Below are 16244 nucleotides of genomic sequence, written 5' to 3'. Positions count from 1 at the left end.
TTTACTTTAAAATCATAAAAAGACTTTTTGAAAGAGACAAGCGAGGAAAACACCAAGAAATAACCCTTCTAAGGAATTGTTTCTTAAGTTAGAGGAACTTCGTGGATTTTTTCAAAGGCAGAAAACCAGTTCATATAATCCCTAAGTCCAACCACCTTTCCCACTACCATAACCGCAGGTGGCTTTACCTCTGGAGGATTTTCAGAAAGTTCTCCAAGGTTTGTTATAACAACCCTCTGTTCTGATGTTGTTCCCTTTTCTATAAAAGCGGTAGGTTCATCTGGCTCCCTACCCACCTCAATAAGCCTTCTTGCTATCTCCTGTCTGTTAGAAACCGCCATAAGAAAAACAAGAGTGTTTATTCCTTTGAGGCTTTCCCAGTCTATGCTTGAGTTTTTCTTTTTAGGGTCTTCATGTCCAGTTATAACCGCAAAGGAAGAAGAGATGCCTCTAAAGGTCAAAGGAATACCCGCATAGGCTGGGACTGCTATAGCGGAGCTTATACCTGGGACAATCTCAAAGTCTATGCCATGCTGGGCTAAGAACAGAGTCTCCTCGCCACCTCTTCCAAAGACAAAGGGGTCTCCACCCTTGAGCCTAACCACAATTTCCCTCGTATGAGCATATTGAAGGAGAAGCTCATTTATCTTTTCCTGCTCTATGGTATGCTTTCCATCCTCTTTACCCACATACACAAGCTCACAGTCTGGTTTTGCAAGCAATAACACCTCAGGGTTTACAAGCCTGTCGTAGAGTATGACGTCCGCAGACCTTACGAGCCTGTAAGCCTTAAGGGTTAAAAGCTCTATATCTCCTGGACCTGCTCCCACAAGATAGACCTTACCCATGGCTACACCTCCTTACTTTATTAGAAAAACCCCAGAGGGGTTTGGAACATCAACTTCGTAAAGTAGTATTAGCTCCGGCACTGAAAAGGCTCTAAGTTTTGAGTCAAAGTAGGAGGAGATGTAAAGCCTTTTGCCATCTTTAGAAAACCTCGTGTGCATTACCCTTCTGCCTACTCGCAACTCCTTTATTACCTTCATAGCCTTTGCTTCCACAAGTGCTATGTAGTCCTCCCTGTCTCCGCTAAAGTTCACCGCTATATAAATGCCGTCTGGTGAGGTGGTAGCAAAGACGGGCAGTCCTGATAGGTCTATATGACCCTCAAGGTTGAAGCCTTTGAGGTTTACCACGTAAAGCCTTCTTTCACCAACTGCAGGAATAAAAGCCCTTTCATCCACAAGTCCCCACGTGCCAAAGTGGGGTATTTTAAAAACCACCTCTTTATCGCCAGAAGTAAAGAAAACCTTCCTGTAGCCTTTATCCTTTATGTTCAAAAGCCCAACGCCTTCCTCCTTGAAAAAGCCTACCGCGTAAACATCCCCCTTAAGAAGGGCATCAAAGGGCATAGCTCCTACCTCTTTAAATACCTTTACTTCTCCATTCCTTACGAGCCATATCTCATCCCTGTCCATGAGAGAAAAGACAAAGCCTCCCTCAAAGCCCTTTATGCCTACGTTCCTTGAACCCGTATTGAAGCTCCGAACTATGTTTAACCTTTCATCAAGGACCACAACTGTCTTTGGTTCGTAGTTGGCGACCACCACATGGTCTTCTGTAAAGTCTATGCCTATGGTGCTTTCTCCAACCTTTACCTTTTTCAAGAGTTCATCCCTTTGTATATCTATCTGGCTTAGGTATCCATCCCTGCTTATGAGATAGGCTTTACCCTTCCATAGCTTAAGGGTTGCATGGTTTAGATTTCCAAGCCCTTCTATTTCCTTTACAAGTTTTCCGTCCTCTATAACCGCAAGTCTTCCTCTCTCCCTTTCAACCACATACAGCTTTTCCGCGAGGACAAGGACAGGAAAGATTAAGAGAAGTAATATCATAGGTAGCATGCTGGGTCCTCCTCTCTGTAATCTCCAAAAACTGCATAAGCCCTTGCCCTTGAGTTTCCGTTGCATATACCTATGAAGGAACACTTCTCACACTTCCCCTTAAGCCTCCGTGGTTTTTCTCTGAGAAAGCCCAGTAGCCCATTACCCTGCCATATTTTGACTATGTCCTCCTTCCTTACATTGCCCACACTGTGGAAGAAAAAGGGGTCAGGTTTTACATTGCCTCTGAAGTCTATGTTCATAAGCCTAACACCTGCCTGATTACCACCCCACAAAAGAAGTCTTTCGTAAAAGCTTTCTGCAAACCTTGGATACCTCTTTACAAACTCTCTGTATAGCAAGACCGCATCCGCCTCGTTGTTGCCTGTGACTACATCTATAGGAAGTCCTCTCTCCACATATTCAAAGGATTTGTTAATAACAAACCTTACCCAACTTCTGTATTCCTCCTTCTCAAGGTCTGAAAGCTTTTTGCCCCTGCCAGAGTATACAAGATGAGATATGTAGATTTTTGGAATTCCTTCCCTCTCCACAAGGTCAAAGACAAAGGGTAGGCTTTTTGAAGTAACAGGAGTAAGAGTGAACCTGAGCCCTACCCTTATGCCCTCCCTTATGCATTCCCTTATGGCTTTCAGGGATTCTTCAAAAGCTCCTCTCTTACCCCTGAAGGCATCATGAACTTCTGGCTCACCGTCTATACTTACGCCCACATAGTCAAAGTGCTTTTTTATCTTTTCAATGCATTCCTTCACGAGAAGACCATTAGTGGAAAGGTATGTGCTTATGCCTCTTTCTTTCAAAAGCTTAGCAAGAGTAAAAATGTCCTCCCGTAGGAGAGGTTCACCACCCGATAGTATGGCAAACCTTACTCCCACAGAAGGCAATCTATACACAAGGCTCACCACCTCCTCATGGGTAAGTTCTCCTTCTCTTTCTTGATTGGCGGAAGAATAGCAATGCTTACAATACAGGTTGCAAGTGTTGGTAAGGTTCCAGATGAGTATAAGACCTTCAAGACGTCTTGGCTTTTTTCCTTCAAGAGTATCTCTTATGTATTCAGTTATTCTAAGCATAGTTCAACTCCACATGGACTTCGCATATATCCTCTCCATGAGCGTTGCATTTTGTTTCATAGGCTCTTACCTTTTTACCTGTGTAAACCTCTACAATACCCGCAACAAAACCAGCTTCGAAATGGCATATCCTTTTGCCTATATTGGGCATGCCTGAGCAGGTTATACACTCATCTAAGGAAACTATTATTCTTTCCTGATTTACATCCACAGGTATTAGAAGACCTATTTTTGCATCTTTGACAAAGTCTATTACCCTTCCAAGATAGCTATCGAGCTTTTCGTCCTTTAAACTTTTTCCAACTTCCTTCCCTAACTCTCTTCCTGCATTCTGGATTAAAGTTATAGCACCTTTTTCTCCTATCACATCCTCTAAATACATACCCGTAAAAACCCTGAAGGCTCTAAAGACGAGTATGGGTATATCTTTGCCAAGGTGTGGTCTTTTTATCTGTGATATGGCTTCAATCCATCCAGCCATCTTTCAAAGCCTCCATAAACTTTAAAAGAGCCTTCAGCTCCTCATCTTTCAGCTCAATCTTTGGCATGGCGTTCCTTGAGTAGCCCAGAAGTCTGTAGGTGTTCTGAGGGTCAATTATTTGAGCCATAATCAGAGAGATACTCCTGTTTTGCACAGACCACTTAAGGGGTGGACCAAAAGCTTCTTTTGTAGTATGATGACAGCCCCAGCATTTTTCCATGAAGACCTGATAGCCAAGCTGTGCGGAATCAAACCTCCTTGACTTGTTTATAAAGTTATACTTACCAGCAGGATGGCTTGCAGGATATTCCGCAATTTTTTTAAGGCTTACACCATCGTAAAGCACAAGGGCACCATCCCTTTCGTAGACGCTTATGTAGGCTATCCTTCCATCACCGGTGAACTCAGCATGGGTTGCCCTCTTGCCCTCTACGGGTTTGATGCTTCTTACCTCAAGACTTCTTTTGTCTACAAGAAGCATTTGGTCTGATGAGTTGTCAACCCAAACAAAAGGCGTTCCATAATTGCTCCTTGCGAGGAAGCCTTCTCCACCCAGCGGTATATCCTTTACATGCTCCCAATGATATGCCCTCCATATGGAAAGGGTTCCCTTTCTGAGCAGGGGTGTTGCAAAATAAAAACTTCCCTTTGAATACCAAAAGTAAGCAGAGGCAAGGTGTGGAATTCCCACCGCTTTTATTTCCTTTATCGGCTTTAGTTCACTCAGAGAATAAACCTTGAGCCCATCCTTTGTGCTTCCTATGAGGTATTCCTCTAAAGGGTCTATGATAAAATCCTCTAAAGGGCTGTCTATATGCTTGTAAACAAGGGAAAGGTCCCTGTAGTCAAGAAATCCCACAATGGGTTTGTCTCTGAAGGTGAGTATGAAGGCTCGCTCACCGTATAGCTCATAGACCGCATTTATCCTTCCTTCTATCCTTAGCGTTCCTATTAAATTAAGGTCTCTGTCAAAAAGCACAAGCTGTGAGGGTATCCAGCAACCTGCCACAAGTATATTCCCATCGGGTGATAGGGCTATGTTCCTTAGATATATGCAAGCTCTTATCCTTTCAAGTTTTCCCTGAGAAGGGTTGTATTTACCTATCCATCCATCCCTTGATGGTATGTAGACCTCTCCTGAGATGGTAAACTTTATGCCCCCGTGCATGTTTGGGAAAGGAAACTTAGCAAGAACCTCCTTACCCCCCATTACCCACACAAGGTTTCTGCCCCTTTCTACAGCAAGGGTGTAATCTCTCAGGTTCTCAATCTTGACCCTATCCACCTTGTCCCTTTCCCTGCTTTCTTCAATTCTTTTTTGATCCCACTTGAGACTTTCCTTCTCAACAGGCTTCTTAATAAACTCCACTATAGCTCTTATCTCTTCATCCTTTAATTCCCTGAAGGCTGGCATGCCCGTTGTGCCTTCCTTTATCACCCGGTAGAGCTTTTCATCTTCTTTCAAATTGAAAAAAGGGGGGAGGGAAAAGAGGGGAGGTGCGACCCTTCCAAGCCTATCCTCACCATGACAGAAGGAACAGTATCTTTGATAAAGCTCCGCTCCCCCCGCAAGGGAGAGGGAGCAGAAAATAATGGACAGGAGAAAGCTCTTCATCAGTAGATATCCTTCATTGTGTTGTATACGTTGAACCTACCAGCTGGAGTAGCAACCCAGTCACCTCTGATAACGTGCTTGAGTTTGAGGGTCTTGTCGTCGTATACGAGTATAGCTTGCTTTTCTGGCTCGCCCTTTTTACCCCATACAGAAATCCATACCTCGGTGCCGTCTTTGTTATACTCTGGATGAACAGCCCTTCCTTGAAACTCTGGAGGTATTTCTATCTGGGCTTTAACCTTGAGAGTGTTTTTATCAAGAACCGTCACGCTTCTTTGTAGTTTTTGATCAGGGTTGAGTGGTCTGTCCACCCAGAGGTTTTCTGATTTAGGATGGGTCTTTATAAAGAGGTTTCCACCGCCCTCGCCTGGAAGTTCAACCTTTGCCACAACCTTTGCAAAGTATTCCTTTCTCTTGGGGTCTGTGCCTATGCAGGCAATAGTGTTTTCACCAAGATGTCCAGTGCACCATACAGGTCCATACTGTGGATGAATAAAGTTAGCACCTCTACCGGGATGAGGGATCTTACCCGTTTCTATGTTGGCTACGAGTTTTTTCTCCTTAGTATCTACCATAGAGACCTTATTCCTAAAGTTGGCCGCAACAAGGAAATACCTCTTTGAAGCATCCCATCCGCCGTCATGCAGAAATCTTTCCGCTTCAATCATGGTTATCCTTGGGGCCTTTATATTGGAGTAGTCTACGAGCCATATTTGACCAGTTTCTTTTATGTTCACAATCCATTCTGGGTCATGATGAGAAGCTACTATGGAGGCTACCCTTGCCTCCCTTACAAACTCGTTAGTGTCGTAGGTATAGGAGCTTGTGGATATTAGCTTTAGCGGTTCAAGGGTCTGACCGTCAAGTATCACCATCATTGGAGGCCAGTAGCATCCAATTATGGCATACTTATCAAGAAAGTCTCCCTTTGGTCCTTTGTATTTTGAGGAGTCTATGGACCTTGCATCGTTGCAGGCTTTAACTTCCGCTACGGTGTCGGGTTTTTTCATCCATAGGTCCACTATGGTTGCTTTTCCGTCCCTTCCAATGGTATACATATATCTACCAGAGGCGGAGTATCTTATTATATGAACTGCAAAGCCTGTATCCACTATGTTTACAAGCTCTTTCGTATCACCATCAATTATTGCCACCTTGCCCACGTCTCTAAGTATCACACCCATGAAATTCTGCCAGTTTCTATCATGCTCGGGCTTTTTAGGTCTCTTTTCTGGTGGAACATAAACCTTCCAAGTTTTTTTCAGGTCAGCAAGGGATAGCTCTGGAGGTGCAGGTGGGTCATGCTGCAAAAACCTTGCCAATATGTCTATCTCTTTGTCGCTTAGTATTCCTTGCCTTCCCCAGTCAGGCATACCACCGGGAGTTCCATAGGTGATGAATACCTTGAGACTTTCTGTCCCAAGTTGACGCGTTCTGTCAGGCGTAAGCTTCGGACCTGTTGCCCCTTTCCTCAGGGTTCCATGACATCCTGCACACCTGTCAAAGTAGATCTGCTTGGCTATCTCCATCTCCTCCTTTGTTATAGGTGGAGGAGGGGGAAGCTCCTCCTTCTTCTGGTTTTGTGCATAAACCACCGCCATACTACCCGCAAGGGCAACAGCCCCCAGCACACCGCTTAGCAATACCTTCTTACCCATGGCTATGACCTCCTTAGGTGATTTTACTCATATTCATAAATATAAGTAATTGTTTACCATATGTCAAGAGTTTTTCACTAAAAAATAAGGAATTGTCCTGAAGAACTTGTAAATGCCTTTGCCCCACACAAGGGCGGGAACAAGGGTAAAGGTGAACATTCCTCCTGCTACGTTGAGAACAAAAAACCAATCCACCTCGTAAGTTCCCCTTTCTGGGTTATACCTAAAGCATCTCAACCAGAAGCCCTCAATGGGGCTCAGCCTGACCTCTTCCCTCTTGGCTTCAAGCACTGCAAGCTCAAGGTCTCTAAGCTTTGGGTTAACACCATACAGGTATCTTGACACCCTTCCAGAGGGTGTAAGCACCACATAAAGGTTGGGATGGTCAAATTCCCCGAGCTTTTCATCATACCTATACCTGTAATCTATGGCTCGCAGGAGTTTTTCTGCTTCTTTACTCCTTACCACATACCAGTTTTCTGGCAGGTTGTGAACCTCTCTAAACCTTCTAAGGTCCTCAAGACCGTCCTTAGGGTCAAAGGTCAGGGAAAGGACTACGAGATCTTCCCTAAGGTCTTTTATGGCTTTCTTGAGTCCCTGCGTCATAAGTGGGCAGGCGGAGGTGCATCTGGTGTATATAGGGTTCAGCACCACAACCTTGTTAAGCCCCTTTATGCTAAAGACTCTTCCATCGCTATCTTCAAGACTTACATCTGGCACATATGTGCCTATGGTCTTCTTCTCATCAGGTAGCAGTTCATTAGCCCACGACAGTAGGACCAGTAGGAGTAAAAGGCTAAAAATACCTGACATTTCTGTAACCTCTGAAAAGAGATAGGGTGGCGTAGGATATAAAGAGCAGTCCACCAAACACCGCCAGCAATCCACCAAAGCCCATAACATTCAAGGCAAGGACAACCTTTACATCTTGAACATACTCAAAGCCGTATGTCTTTCTCGGTGCACCCATACTGCCTGCCAAATAAAAACCAAGAACAAGAAGGTTTATTCCTAAGCCGAAGAAGGTTGGTTGGAGTTTTGCAACACTTTCCCAGAAGACATAGCCAAGCCTTTCTTTGAGCATATAATAGGTAAAGCCCATGAAGGCTATGGTTACGCCTGAGACAACACCATGGTAATGAGCTGGAATTCTCAAGTCACTTTGCATGCCACCATAAGCTATAAAAGCACCTACATGGTATACGACCATAGAGAACAGAAGGCTGATGGTGGCCACATTCCAGCTTAACCTAAGATTTCTAAGCACATAATAGCTGTGAAGTAGGATAGGCACGCCGAGCCCAACCCCAAAGGAGAAGGACAGCTGTTTTTTGAAGCTTTCAGAAAGTGGGTCTGTAAAGAAGCCCAGTGGTAGTGGTAGGGCAAACAGTAAGAGAAGAAGGTTAGCACCTTTCAACAGAGGACTGCTTACCACCCTGCCAGAGCTTCTTTTAAGGAGTTCATGCCATACTGCAAGCATTACAGAAGCATACATGAACTGCTGAAAATGTCCTGGTATCCAGAAGAGCCTCTCAAAGAAAAGCTTCATGCCACCCTCGGGGTGAGCAATGAGGAAAGAAGGGGGTATCGAAAGAAGAGTGAGAAGTCCAAAAAAAATAGAGAGAGAATACAGCTCATTCAGTCTAACTGCATCCCTCAACCTTTGTAGAACCTCAAGAAGAAAACCAAAAAAGAACAGGAAAAGCCCAATATAGAAGAGGGGAGTTCCAACAACGGGTATGTAATTGTTCAGATAGGGCTCTCCGTAAGGCAAAAGGCAGGAGAGGGAAAGGAGGAGCATGCCCAGTAGGGTGGCTGGAGGTGCAACCCTTCCCTTCCTGCCTTCTTTATAGTGCCAGAAGGCTAAGGTAAAAGTCATCAACCATACAGTTATGGAAAAGGTTACATGCCCTACAAGGAAATGATAAAAAAGCTCTGGAGATTTAAGAAGTGATACCGCTGGTGTCCTCGTTAAGGCTATAAGAAGCCCGAAAATGCCAGCCATTATAAGGGAAAAAAGGGAAAGGGAAAGGTAGAAAAGCATTATCTTACCTCCCACATGGCAGAGAGCCATCCCCAGTTGAGTAGGAGGAATATAAGGAATACACCCATGAAGAGGAGGGTAAGGGTCAGAGTTCCAGGCGCCTCAAAGCCATGGTTTTCCTTTGCAGGTGGAGGTGGAGAGGCTAATTGAAGTTGCATATCTTGAGGACCTTTTACAGGAGAACCAAAGAAAACAGAAATGACAACTATGAGTATCCATGCAAGGGCGCCAACCACCGCCAGCAGACCACCAAGGGCAAAAAGAACCCAGAAAAAGTCCACCGCTGGGTTAAAGGTGTAAGTGAAGGGTCCGCCGGAGAAGGTGATATCGTAGTGCCTTCTTGGAACACCAAAGGCTCCAAGTATATACATGGAAACCGCAAGCACCGCAATACCGATCCCAAAAAGCCATGGTTGTATCTTGGCAAGACCAAAGAAGGCTATCTTCTTCCTGAACACAAGAGGTATTAAGTAATAGGTTGCGCCCATGAAGGCAAGAGTAGTTCCACCCACAACTGTTCCCTTAAAGTGCCCGGGTATGGAAAGGGTGTTGTGGACTATTATGTTGGTTTGCTCCATACCGTTTACAACACCGGTCACACCACCTATAAAGCCAAAGATTATGATGGACAGAAGCACCGCAGAAAAAGCAGGGTTGCCCCAAGGTGCATTCTTAAGCCAGTCAAAAAGACCCTTTGTATAGCCTCTTCTTCTCTGAGCGGATTCTATCGCAGAAGGAACAGCAAAGGCGTGTATCATAGAGGCAAGGACTGCAATATACATGATATAGCTTGTGTTGAAAACCTTCCAGGCTGGGCTTGGTCCTGGGTCTACAAGGAGGTGATGTGCGGAAGCAACATTTATTCCTATAACATAGAAAACGAAGGCAAACCTGCTAACTTTTTCGTTTATGGATGTTCCACCGACGGTAAGAAAAGCTCCAAGATACCAGACAGCGATCATGGCGGTCACATTTATCTGCTGGGAGGAGTGTCCAAGACCCCACCAGACCAGTTTATAAACACCGGCATCCATAGTCTTTATTATTCCAAGCGACCATAGAAGTGTAGGAATGTATATAATCGCGCCTGTTGCGAGAGTTAAAGTTGCTATAATTGCTGCTGCAACAAGTCCGAAAGTAAATAAAGGCAAGGAATCTCCATAGGTTCTTTCTTTCCTTGCTATAAGAAGGTTTGCAAAGAAGAGAAAAACACCTGTAAGGGCACCAACCGCAAAGAGTATCACACCAAGATAGTAAAGAGGATGTGCCTGCAATGGTGCGTAAGAAGTCATAAGAACATCCGCATTACCACTTAGTATGGTAAAGTTTACAAGTAGGAAGCCAAGAACCATCAGGATTAGAGCGAGCCAGCCAAATTTAGGAGAAGACATGCGAGAGTTAAGCACAATAGTTGAGCCAAAGTAAAGTCCCGCTATTTCAAAAAAGACTATCCAGAATATGAGGGCGTTAAGACCATGAAGGGTGAGAACCCTGTAATACCACTCTACGGGCAGAAGGTGAACCACTTGCCATCTTGTGAGAACAAGAAGTAATGCAGCGATAACACCTATGAGTAGAGAGACAACAGCCATAACCGCATTGAGCTGTATAAGCTTCTCCGCCCTCAAATCAACCTTTAATCCGGTAATATCACAAGTTCTAAACATGGCTCAACCTCCTCACTCTTTTACTATGATCTTCCCTATCATCATGTGATGACCTATACCACAGAATTCATTGCAAACTATGTAGAACTCTCCGGCGGAAGTAGGTCTAAAGGTAAGCACATAATCATAGCCGGGATATACCATAAAGTTCATATTTACAGGCTGTAATGAAAAGCCGTGAAGAAGGTCAAGGGAGGATATATGGAATCTGTATTCTTGGCCCTTTTTAAGCACAAGTATAGGCTCCCAAGCCCACATTTTACCCAGAAGAAACACGTCACTGTTGGGTGGCGGTTCTACTATAGGTATACCCTTTTCTTCACCTATCTTATACTTCTGTATGAAAGCCTGCGTTAGGGCGTTGAATTCTTGAGGTGTTGTCCTGTAGGTTGTGAAAGAGGGGTTTTGCTTTCCGTAGACGTGCCACACTATCATCCAGAAGAAAAGAACAAGGCACACCACAAGGGCTATGGTTATCCACATCTTTTCGTCCTTTGCGACCCTTTTAAAATACCATCCTTCTTCAGGTGGAAGCAGTGCCATGTTACTTACCTCCTAATAGACTTTCTTTGATTTCGCTGGGTATAGGGGAGAGCCAGGCTAACTCCAGAAGCCCCCATATTAGGTAAGAGACCGCATAAATGGTGACCCCTAAGAAAAGCAGAAACATAAAATCGTCCAGCACCAGCTGAAGGAAAGGCACCTTCTTTTCCTTTTCCTCCATGGCTACACCTCCTTTGGTGAATGCTTACTTATAGATTAATATCAAAAGATATTTTTGTCAATAATTAAATTTATCATATTTTAACTTTAAATTAAAACCTGTAAATATTTAATAAAGGGCTTATATTATTAGTAAATGATTATTTACAGGAGGCTCCCATGCATATGGCAAGTATACAGCCACTATACATAGGCTTTCAGAAGCTCTCTCATTTTATGAGCAGGCTATTTTCCTCAAAGCTCAATCCTCTTTATCACCTTGGTGCTATTGCTATTTTCCTTCTAATCATAGACGTAGTATCAGGTGTTTACCTCTTTTTCTTCTACAGTATAGACCCTCAAACCTCCTATCAGTCAGTGGAAAGAATATCTGAAGATTTCCTGGGAAACATAATGAGGGGAATACACAGATACTCTTCTGATGCCTTAATACTTACAACCCTTACCCATATGGTGCATGTGATAATAACGGACAGGTTCAGAATGTTCCGATGGGTTGCATGGGTTACTGGCGTGGCAACCCTTCTTATATTTTTAGCTATAGGAATATCGGGTTACATATTAGTTTGGGACGCAAGGGCACAGCTCACTGGACTTCTGACCGCCAAGTTCTTTTCCTTCTTGCCAGTCTTTGGAGATGCACTGATGAGTGCCTTTCTCGGAAGCGACATAAAGTATCTCGGTGGTCTTTTCAGAATATTGCTCTTTGCCCATATAGCTCTTACCATACTCATTGTTTTTACCCTTTGGGTTCATGTTATGAGAAACGCCAGACCGAGACTTATTCCACCAAGGTTTCTTTACATAACCATAACTATCCTTCTCATAACACTTTCTCTTATCTTCCCCGCAAAGAGCGACCCACCAGCTTATATAAACAGATTGCCTTTTGAGATGAGCGTTGACTGGTTTTACCTTTTTAGTTATCCCCTTCTTAAATACATACCCATGTCCATAAACTGGCTCATTTTTCTTGGCTTTTTTACCTTTCTTTTCGTCTTCCCATGGCTTATAAAAGGTAGAAGAAATCCACCTGCCCGCATTGATTTTGAAAAATGCACAGGCTGTGAACAATGTTACATAGACTGTCCTTATGAGGCTATAGTAATGGAGGAGTATGATAATAAAAAGAAAGCCCTACTGAAGGAAAGTAAGTGTGCAGGTTGTGGTATATGTGTTGGCTCTTGCAGCAGTCTTGCTATAGACATCCCCACCTTCCCCTTAGAAGAGACTATGGAAAAGATAGAAAGGGAAAAGGCTTCTTATGTGGTTTTTCGCTGTCCTTTTAGTGCGATTCCGCCAAAAAGGGAAAAACTCCTTACCTTTACTGTCCCATGTATAGGTGTTGTGAACACAAAGTATGTGGAGGATATTCTAAATATGGGTGTAGAAGGTGTAGTTCTTGTTTCCTGTGAGTATGAAGATTGCTACTTCAGAGAAGGGAATAAATGGCTTGAAGAGAGGTATGAAAGGAAAAGAAGACCCATACTTAGGAAAAAGGTTATGGGAGGGCGGGTGCTTATCCTTGAAGCTCCTTATGTGAAGTCTATTGAAAAAGAGATAGAAGAGTTTATAAGCTCTAAGAAGGAGGGGCAGGATGTGAAGGTCGTCAAAACTGAAAGTTTAAACTACCCAGTTGCTACCGCCATACTTGCAATTCCCATATTTCTATTCTATCCGCTTACCACCCACAAAATAGCCTTCTATCCAATCCAAAGCTCTGCTGTTATCCTGAGCTTTAAATACAGGTCTTCTCCAGTCAAAGAGGTGGCTCAGGTCAAAGTAGGTGGCTTAAAACATATGCAGGCTCAAAGTGCTATAGTGAAAGAAAGGTCTCCAATAAAGATGGAGGTTTACAAGGATGGGAATCTTATATATTCAAAGGTTTACAAACCAAGGGGTATAAGAAGGGACGCCTCCATATTTGTCTATGAGGAACTTTTCTTAAAGGGTGATGCTCAAAAGCTCAAAATAAGGGTAGAAGAAACAGTTCATAGGGGAAAAGTTAAAGAATTTGAGTTTGAACCTCCGAAAAATCCAAAGGAGAGCGTGCTGATAACCTATGACGAGGCTACAGGAAACTTCCTTATTCTAAAGTAAGGTTCAGAATCCACCTTACCATAGCCCTTGCTTCTGTTTCTTCAATCCTCTGTGGTGGCATGCACTCCCACCTTGCCTTCCACCTGCTGCATGAGCCTTCTCTTATACTTTTAATAAGCATGCTTTCCGCTTCTTCCCTTCCTCTATATCTTTTAGCTATCTCAACAAAAGCTGGTCCCACGAGGGCAATTCTTCTGTCGTGGCAGTCGGTGCATCCTCTTGCTTTGAAAAGCTCCTTTACCTTTGAAGGCTCAACCGAGGGCTCAGCTTTCTTTTGCCCTTTTGGGACATCGCAGGAGAAAACCAAACATACTAAGACTAAAAGCCACATAGCAAACCTCCTAAAAATCCTTCCTCTTAAAGGCAATCAGTCCAAGCATAAAGATAACCGCTGTGTATAGAAAGGACAAAGGGATAGGTAAAAACCAGAGGTCTTTTAAGTATTTTTTAGCCCATGTTCCAACAAAACCCATAGCCTCGTAAAGACCAGCTTCCGTGAGAGAACTGAGCCTTATAAAGTCAACTGGATTTGAAAGGGTAAGGAAAAGAACGAGTTTTTCTATAGGATAGTTAGAGAAGGCAAGTATTATATAAAGAACTATTCCGTCATACATAGCTGAGAAAAAAAGCCAAAGAAGTAGCACAAGCCCGATACCCTTTAACCGATCCTCTACAAGGAGTCCAGAGAGAATACCAAGGGATACAAAGAGGGGAATAAGGGAGGTTGTTAGAGAAAGGGTCTTTGCAAAAGGAGGATAAAAGCCCTCAAGATAGTAAAAAACAAAACTAGAGCCAACTGCATAGCTAATAAAGATAGAGAAGCTAAGGCTGATTATAAGGGATGCGAAAAGAAAGCTTCTCTTTACTGGCTGAGTTAACACAAATTCAATAAAGTTTCTGTTTGTGTATAAGTAGTTTATGGAAAGGAGGAGGGAGAAAAGCGGGAGCGTGAGAAGAGATAGGTTCGTATGACTGACAACAGCTTTTCTCGTATTACCTCCAAATTTCACTAGCGAATAGACCAAAAGCCCATAAAAAACAGTTATACCCAACATCCATCTGCTCTTTAAAAGGTCATAAAGCTCGTATTTTATCAGCTTAATAAGCAAAGCACAGCCTCCTCAAGTTTTTCCTTACCCGTTGAGGACTTCAGGACTTCCACGCTACCCTTAAACACAACCCTTCCCTCCGTTATGAAAACCACATCGTCAGCCAACTCCTCCACTTCTGGCATTATGTGCGAAATGTAGAGGATGGTTTTACCATTCTCCTTCTCCTTGCGGATAAAAGCCCTAAGCCTATAGGCTGTTACTGGGTCAAGACCCACCATGGGTTCATCAAGTATGAGAATCTGCTGGTCAAAGGCGAGAGCTACAAGAGCTCCAACCTTCTGCTTTGTTCCGCCCGAGAGGTTCATAAACCTTTTTTCAAGCTCTGGCTTAAGATTGAGCACTTCCAGAAGCTCCTCAAGCCTCTTAGCCTTTTCCCCTCTTAGGTCTTCTACCATTGACACTATCTCTCTAAGAGTGAGGTTTTCAGGAAACTCTGGAACCTGTGGCATGTAGCCTATAAGCCTTTTGTGAAAGCTATCATTTCCTATCTCTTTTTTGTTTATGTAAACCTTTCCCCTGTCTGGTATTACTAACCCAAGCAAGATCTTTACAAGGGTTGTTTTACCCGAGCCGTTAGGACCAAGGAGGGCGGTTGTCCTCCCCATCTCAAACTCAAGGCTGAGGTCTTTGAAGAGGATTTTCTTACCAAAGGACTTGAAGATACCCTCAAGTTTTATCATTGCTTCACCATAAGCGGTTTTTTATCCACAAGGGCTTCTGGGTGGAGGAGAGGTATGAGCCTTTCCATCGTGTCTAAAATTTTCATAAGAAAGCTTTCGTAGAGTATAAGGGTAAGGGGAAACCTTTCAAAGAGAAAGGCTATAAAGGAAACAGGTCTGTAGGGTATATCCCCATAGCCGTCTCTGTCAAGGTCATAGCCTTCGTATCTGTCATAGTAGTTTCCTTCAAAGGTGTTTCTAAAGTAAGATAGTGTGTTTGTGGATACATCAAAGGCATTTCCTATAAACAAATTTCTTCTGAATAGGTTATCTTCGCTGTTAGCGTATATCCTTACAGCCCACCCATTCTTTTCAAAAAGATTACCCTCAAAGATACTCCTATTACATCCCTCCAAATAAATTCCATGTGTGTTGTTTAGAAACTTGTTTTTGTATAGTTTGCTGTCTGTTATATCCTTGAGAAGGAGGCCATAGTTTGCAAGACCCTCGTTTCTTTCAAACACATTCTCCACCATGTGTATATTTCTTGAATACATAACCGCGACTCCAGCACCGTTCTTGTAAAAGTAATTGTTACTGTAGCTATCGTCATTGGAAAACATGAAATGAAGCCCATACCTTAGGTTTAGCTCGCTTCTATTGTTTTCTATAAGGCTATCCTTTACGAACTCAAAGTATATCCCATCCCTGTGTCCCTTCACATAGTTATTCCTTAGAATAAGTCTTTCCGAGTTCCACGCATGCACACCATTACCAGAAGAGCCCTCCGACCTTGCAAAGCCTACTATACTGTTGCCCTCCACTAAGCATCCGCTAACCCTTTCAAGATACAAAGCAAAGAAGTTGTTCAGAAACTTGTTGCCCTTTATTATGCAATCCCTTGAATCCACAACTTTCAAACCAGCTATATCCTCACTGTAGGACATACCTGAGTTTTTTATAACAAAGCCCTCCACTTTTACACCATCCGCCTTTATGGTCAATACCTGATATTTCCCCTCACCATCAAGCACTGGTCCACCTTCACCGACGAGTTCAACCCTTTTGTCAACGACCACCGGCCCCTTGTATGTTCCAGACTTTACCACTATCCTGTCTCCATCCCTTGCGTAGTTTATAGCACTCTGGATGTCTTTAAACTTGCAATCGTAGCATACAAACAATGTAGAAAAAATTATGCCTAACAT

General features: G+C 43.4%; 16 protein-coding genes. 1 reads left to right on the top strand and 15 read right to left on the bottom strand.

Going from position 1 to position 16244, the window contains the following annotated elements; genetic code table 11:
- Nucleotides 1–83: 83 nt before the first annotated feature.
- The 11 genes from cobA to G3M65_RS07810 form a co-directional block, all read right to left on the bottom strand.
- Nucleotides 84–848 carry a uroporphyrinogen-III C-methyltransferase gene (gene cobA / locus G3M65_RS07860; RefSeq protein ID WP_173834027.1) on the bottom strand — a complete coding sequence of 255 codons (765 nt, stop codon included), beginning with the start codon at nucleotides 846–848 and terminating at the stop codon, nucleotides 84–86.
- A 12-nt stretch (nucleotides 849–860) separates the two neighbouring features.
- Nucleotides 861–1904: a cytochrome D1 domain-containing protein gene (locus G3M65_RS07855; RefSeq protein WP_173834026.1), complete on the bottom strand. Its 1044-nt coding sequence runs from the start codon at nucleotides 1902–1904 to the stop codon at nucleotides 861–863.
- A complete protein-coding gene (locus tag G3M65_RS07850) occupies nucleotides 1892–2977 on the bottom strand; it encodes a radical SAM/SPASM domain-containing protein (RefSeq protein WP_173834025.1) in 1086 nt (361 codons plus the stop codon). Before G3M65_RS07850 ends, G3M65_RS07855 begins: the two co-directional genes overlap by 13 nt.
- Nucleotides 2970–3458, bottom strand: coding sequence for a V4R domain-containing protein (locus G3M65_RS07845; RefSeq protein ID WP_173834024.1), 489 nt, complete (start codon nucleotides 3456–3458; stop codon nucleotides 2970–2972). The genes G3M65_RS07850 and G3M65_RS07845 overlap by 8 nt, the downstream gene beginning before the upstream one ends.
- A complete protein-coding gene (locus tag G3M65_RS07840) occupies nucleotides 3442–5073 on the bottom strand; it encodes a cytochrome D1 domain-containing protein (protein WP_173834023.1) in 1632 nt (543 codons plus the stop codon). Before G3M65_RS07840 ends, G3M65_RS07845 begins: the two co-directional genes overlap by 17 nt.
- Entirely contained in the window at nucleotides 5073–6731 is a 1659-nt protein-coding gene (locus tag G3M65_RS07835) for a nitrite reductase (RefSeq protein ID WP_173834022.1), read from the bottom strand. The genes G3M65_RS07840 and G3M65_RS07835 overlap by 1 nt, the downstream gene beginning before the upstream one ends.
- Nucleotides 6732–6794: 63 nt before the next feature.
- The gene (locus tag G3M65_RS07830; RefSeq protein WP_254426256.1) at nucleotides 6795–7544 is read right to left on the bottom strand and encodes an SCO family protein; all 750 of its coding nucleotides are present in this window, start codon (nucleotides 7542–7544) and stop codon (nucleotides 6795–6797) included.
- The gene (locus tag G3M65_RS07825) at nucleotides 7528–8775 is read right to left on the bottom strand and encodes a cbb3-type cytochrome c oxidase subunit I (protein WP_254426255.1); all 1248 of its coding nucleotides are present in this window, start codon (nucleotides 8773–8775) and stop codon (nucleotides 7528–7530) included. Before G3M65_RS07825 ends, G3M65_RS07830 begins: the two co-directional genes overlap by 17 nt.
- Nucleotides 8775–10442: a cytochrome c oxidase subunit I gene (locus tag G3M65_RS07820; protein ID WP_173834021.1), complete on the bottom strand. Its 1668-nt coding sequence runs from the start codon at nucleotides 10440–10442 to the stop codon at nucleotides 8775–8777. Before G3M65_RS07820 ends, G3M65_RS07825 begins: the two co-directional genes overlap by 1 nt.
- Before the next feature lie 12 nt (nucleotides 10443–10454).
- Nucleotides 10455–10985, bottom strand: a complete 531-nt coding sequence (locus G3M65_RS07815) for a cupredoxin domain-containing protein (RefSeq protein WP_173834020.1) — start codon at nucleotides 10983–10985, stop codon at nucleotides 10455–10457.
- Between the two features lies 1 nt (nucleotide 10986).
- Nucleotides 10987–11166, bottom strand: coding sequence for a hypothetical protein (locus G3M65_RS07810; RefSeq protein WP_173834019.1), 180 nt, complete (start codon nucleotides 11164–11166; stop codon nucleotides 10987–10989).
- Between the two features lie 158 nt (nucleotides 11167–11324).
- Here G3M65_RS07810 and G3M65_RS07805 point away from each other — a divergent pair, with 158 nt between their 5' ends.
- Nucleotides 11325–13265 (top strand): hydrogenase iron-sulfur subunit, encoded by a 1941-nt coding sequence (locus G3M65_RS07805; protein ID WP_254426254.1) that lies wholly within the window; start codon nucleotides 11325–11327, stop codon nucleotides 13263–13265.
- Here the strand turns inward: G3M65_RS07805 and G3M65_RS07800 are convergent.
- From G3M65_RS07800 to G3M65_RS07785, 4 genes are read right to left on the bottom strand one after another with little or no spacing between them, the layout of a single operon-like run.
- Complete coding sequence (locus G3M65_RS07800) at nucleotides 13252–13596, bottom strand: c-type cytochrome (RefSeq protein WP_173834018.1); 345 nt, start codon at nucleotides 13594–13596, stop codon at nucleotides 13252–13254. The two genes, G3M65_RS07805 and G3M65_RS07800, sit on opposite strands and share 14 nt — an antisense overlap.
- A 10-nt stretch (nucleotides 13597–13606) precedes the next feature.
- Nucleotides 13607–14374: a NosY protein gene (locus G3M65_RS07795; RefSeq protein ID WP_173834017.1), complete on the bottom strand. Its 768-nt coding sequence runs from the start codon at nucleotides 14372–14374 to the stop codon at nucleotides 13607–13609.
- On the bottom strand, nucleotides 14359–15057 hold the full coding sequence (locus G3M65_RS07790; protein ID WP_173834016.1) for an ABC transporter ATP-binding protein: 699 nt from the start codon (nucleotides 15055–15057) through the stop codon (nucleotides 14359–14361). The genes G3M65_RS07795 and G3M65_RS07790 overlap by 16 nt, the downstream gene beginning before the upstream one ends.
- Nucleotides 15054–16244 carry a nitrous oxide reductase family maturation protein NosD gene (locus G3M65_RS07785; protein ID WP_173834015.1) on the bottom strand — a complete coding sequence of 397 codons (1191 nt, stop codon included), beginning with the start codon at nucleotides 16242–16244 and terminating at the stop codon, nucleotides 15054–15056. Before G3M65_RS07785 ends, G3M65_RS07790 begins: the two co-directional genes overlap by 4 nt.

It is taken from the genome of Hydrogenobacter sp. T-8 (assembly GCF_011006175.1).
Lineage (GTDB): Bacteria > Aquificota > Aquificia > Aquificales > Aquificaceae > Pampinifervens > Pampinifervens florentissimum.
This window is presented reverse-complemented; position numbering and strand designations above follow the sequence as displayed.

What these genes read in the sequence shown, in the direction of transcription:
- G3M65_RS07835 (WP_173834022.1), bottom strand. Translation starts at nt 6,731, where the DNA reads ATGGGTAAGAAGGTATTGCTAAGCGGTGTGCTGGGGGCTGTTGCCCTT.
- G3M65_RS07840 (WP_173834023.1), bottom strand. Translation starts at nt 5,073, where the DNA reads ATGAAGAGCTTTCTCCTGTCCATTATTTTCTGCTCCCTCTCCCTTGCG.
- G3M65_RS07785 (WP_173834015.1), bottom strand. Translation starts at nt 16,244, where the DNA reads ATGTTAGGCATAATTTTTTCTACATTGTTTGTATGCTACGATTGCAAG.
- G3M65_RS07845 (WP_173834024.1), bottom strand. Translation starts at nt 3,458, where the DNA reads ATGGCTGGATGGATTGAAGCCATATCACAGATAAAAAGACCACACCTT.
- G3M65_RS07800 (WP_173834018.1), bottom strand. Translation starts at nt 13,596, where the DNA reads ATGTGGCTTTTAGTCTTAGTATGTTTGGTTTTCTCCTGCGATGTCCCA.
- G3M65_RS07805 (WP_254426254.1), top strand. Translation starts at nt 11,325, where the DNA reads ATGCATATGGCAAGTATACAGCCACTATACATAGGCTTTCAGAAGCTC.
- G3M65_RS07810 (WP_173834019.1), bottom strand. Translation starts at nt 11,166, where the DNA reads ATGGAGGAAAAGGAAAAGAAGGTGCCTTTCCTTCAGCTGGTGCTGGAC.
- G3M65_RS07850 (WP_173834025.1), bottom strand. Translation starts at nt 2,977, where the DNA reads ATGCTTAGAATAACTGAATACATAAGAGATACTCTTGAAGGAAAAAAG.
- G3M65_RS07815 (WP_173834020.1), bottom strand. Translation starts at nt 10,985, where the DNA reads ATGGCACTGCTTCCACCTGAAGAAGGATGGTATTTTAAAAGGGTCGCA.
- G3M65_RS07825 (WP_254426255.1), bottom strand. Translation starts at nt 8,775, where the DNA reads ATGCTTTTCTACCTTTCCCTTTCCCTTTTTTCCCTTATAATGGCTGGC.
- G3M65_RS07820 (WP_173834021.1), bottom strand. Translation starts at nt 10,442, where the DNA reads ATGTTTAGAACTTGTGATATTACCGGATTAAAGGTTGATTTGAGGGCG.
- G3M65_RS07855 (WP_173834026.1), bottom strand. Translation starts at nt 1,904, where the DNA reads ATGCTACCTATGATATTACTTCTCTTAATCTTTCCTGTCCTTGTCCTC.
- G3M65_RS07790 (WP_173834016.1), bottom strand. Translation starts at nt 15,057, where the DNA reads ATGATAAAACTTGAGGGTATCTTCAAGTCCTTTGGTAAGAAAATCCTC.
- cobA (WP_173834027.1), bottom strand. Translation starts at nt 848, where the DNA reads ATGGGTAAGGTCTATCTTGTGGGAGCAGGTCCAGGAGATATAGAGCTT.
- G3M65_RS07830 (WP_254426256.1), bottom strand. Translation starts at nt 7,544, where the DNA reads ATGTCAGGTATTTTTAGCCTTTTACTCCTACTGGTCCTACTGTCGTGG.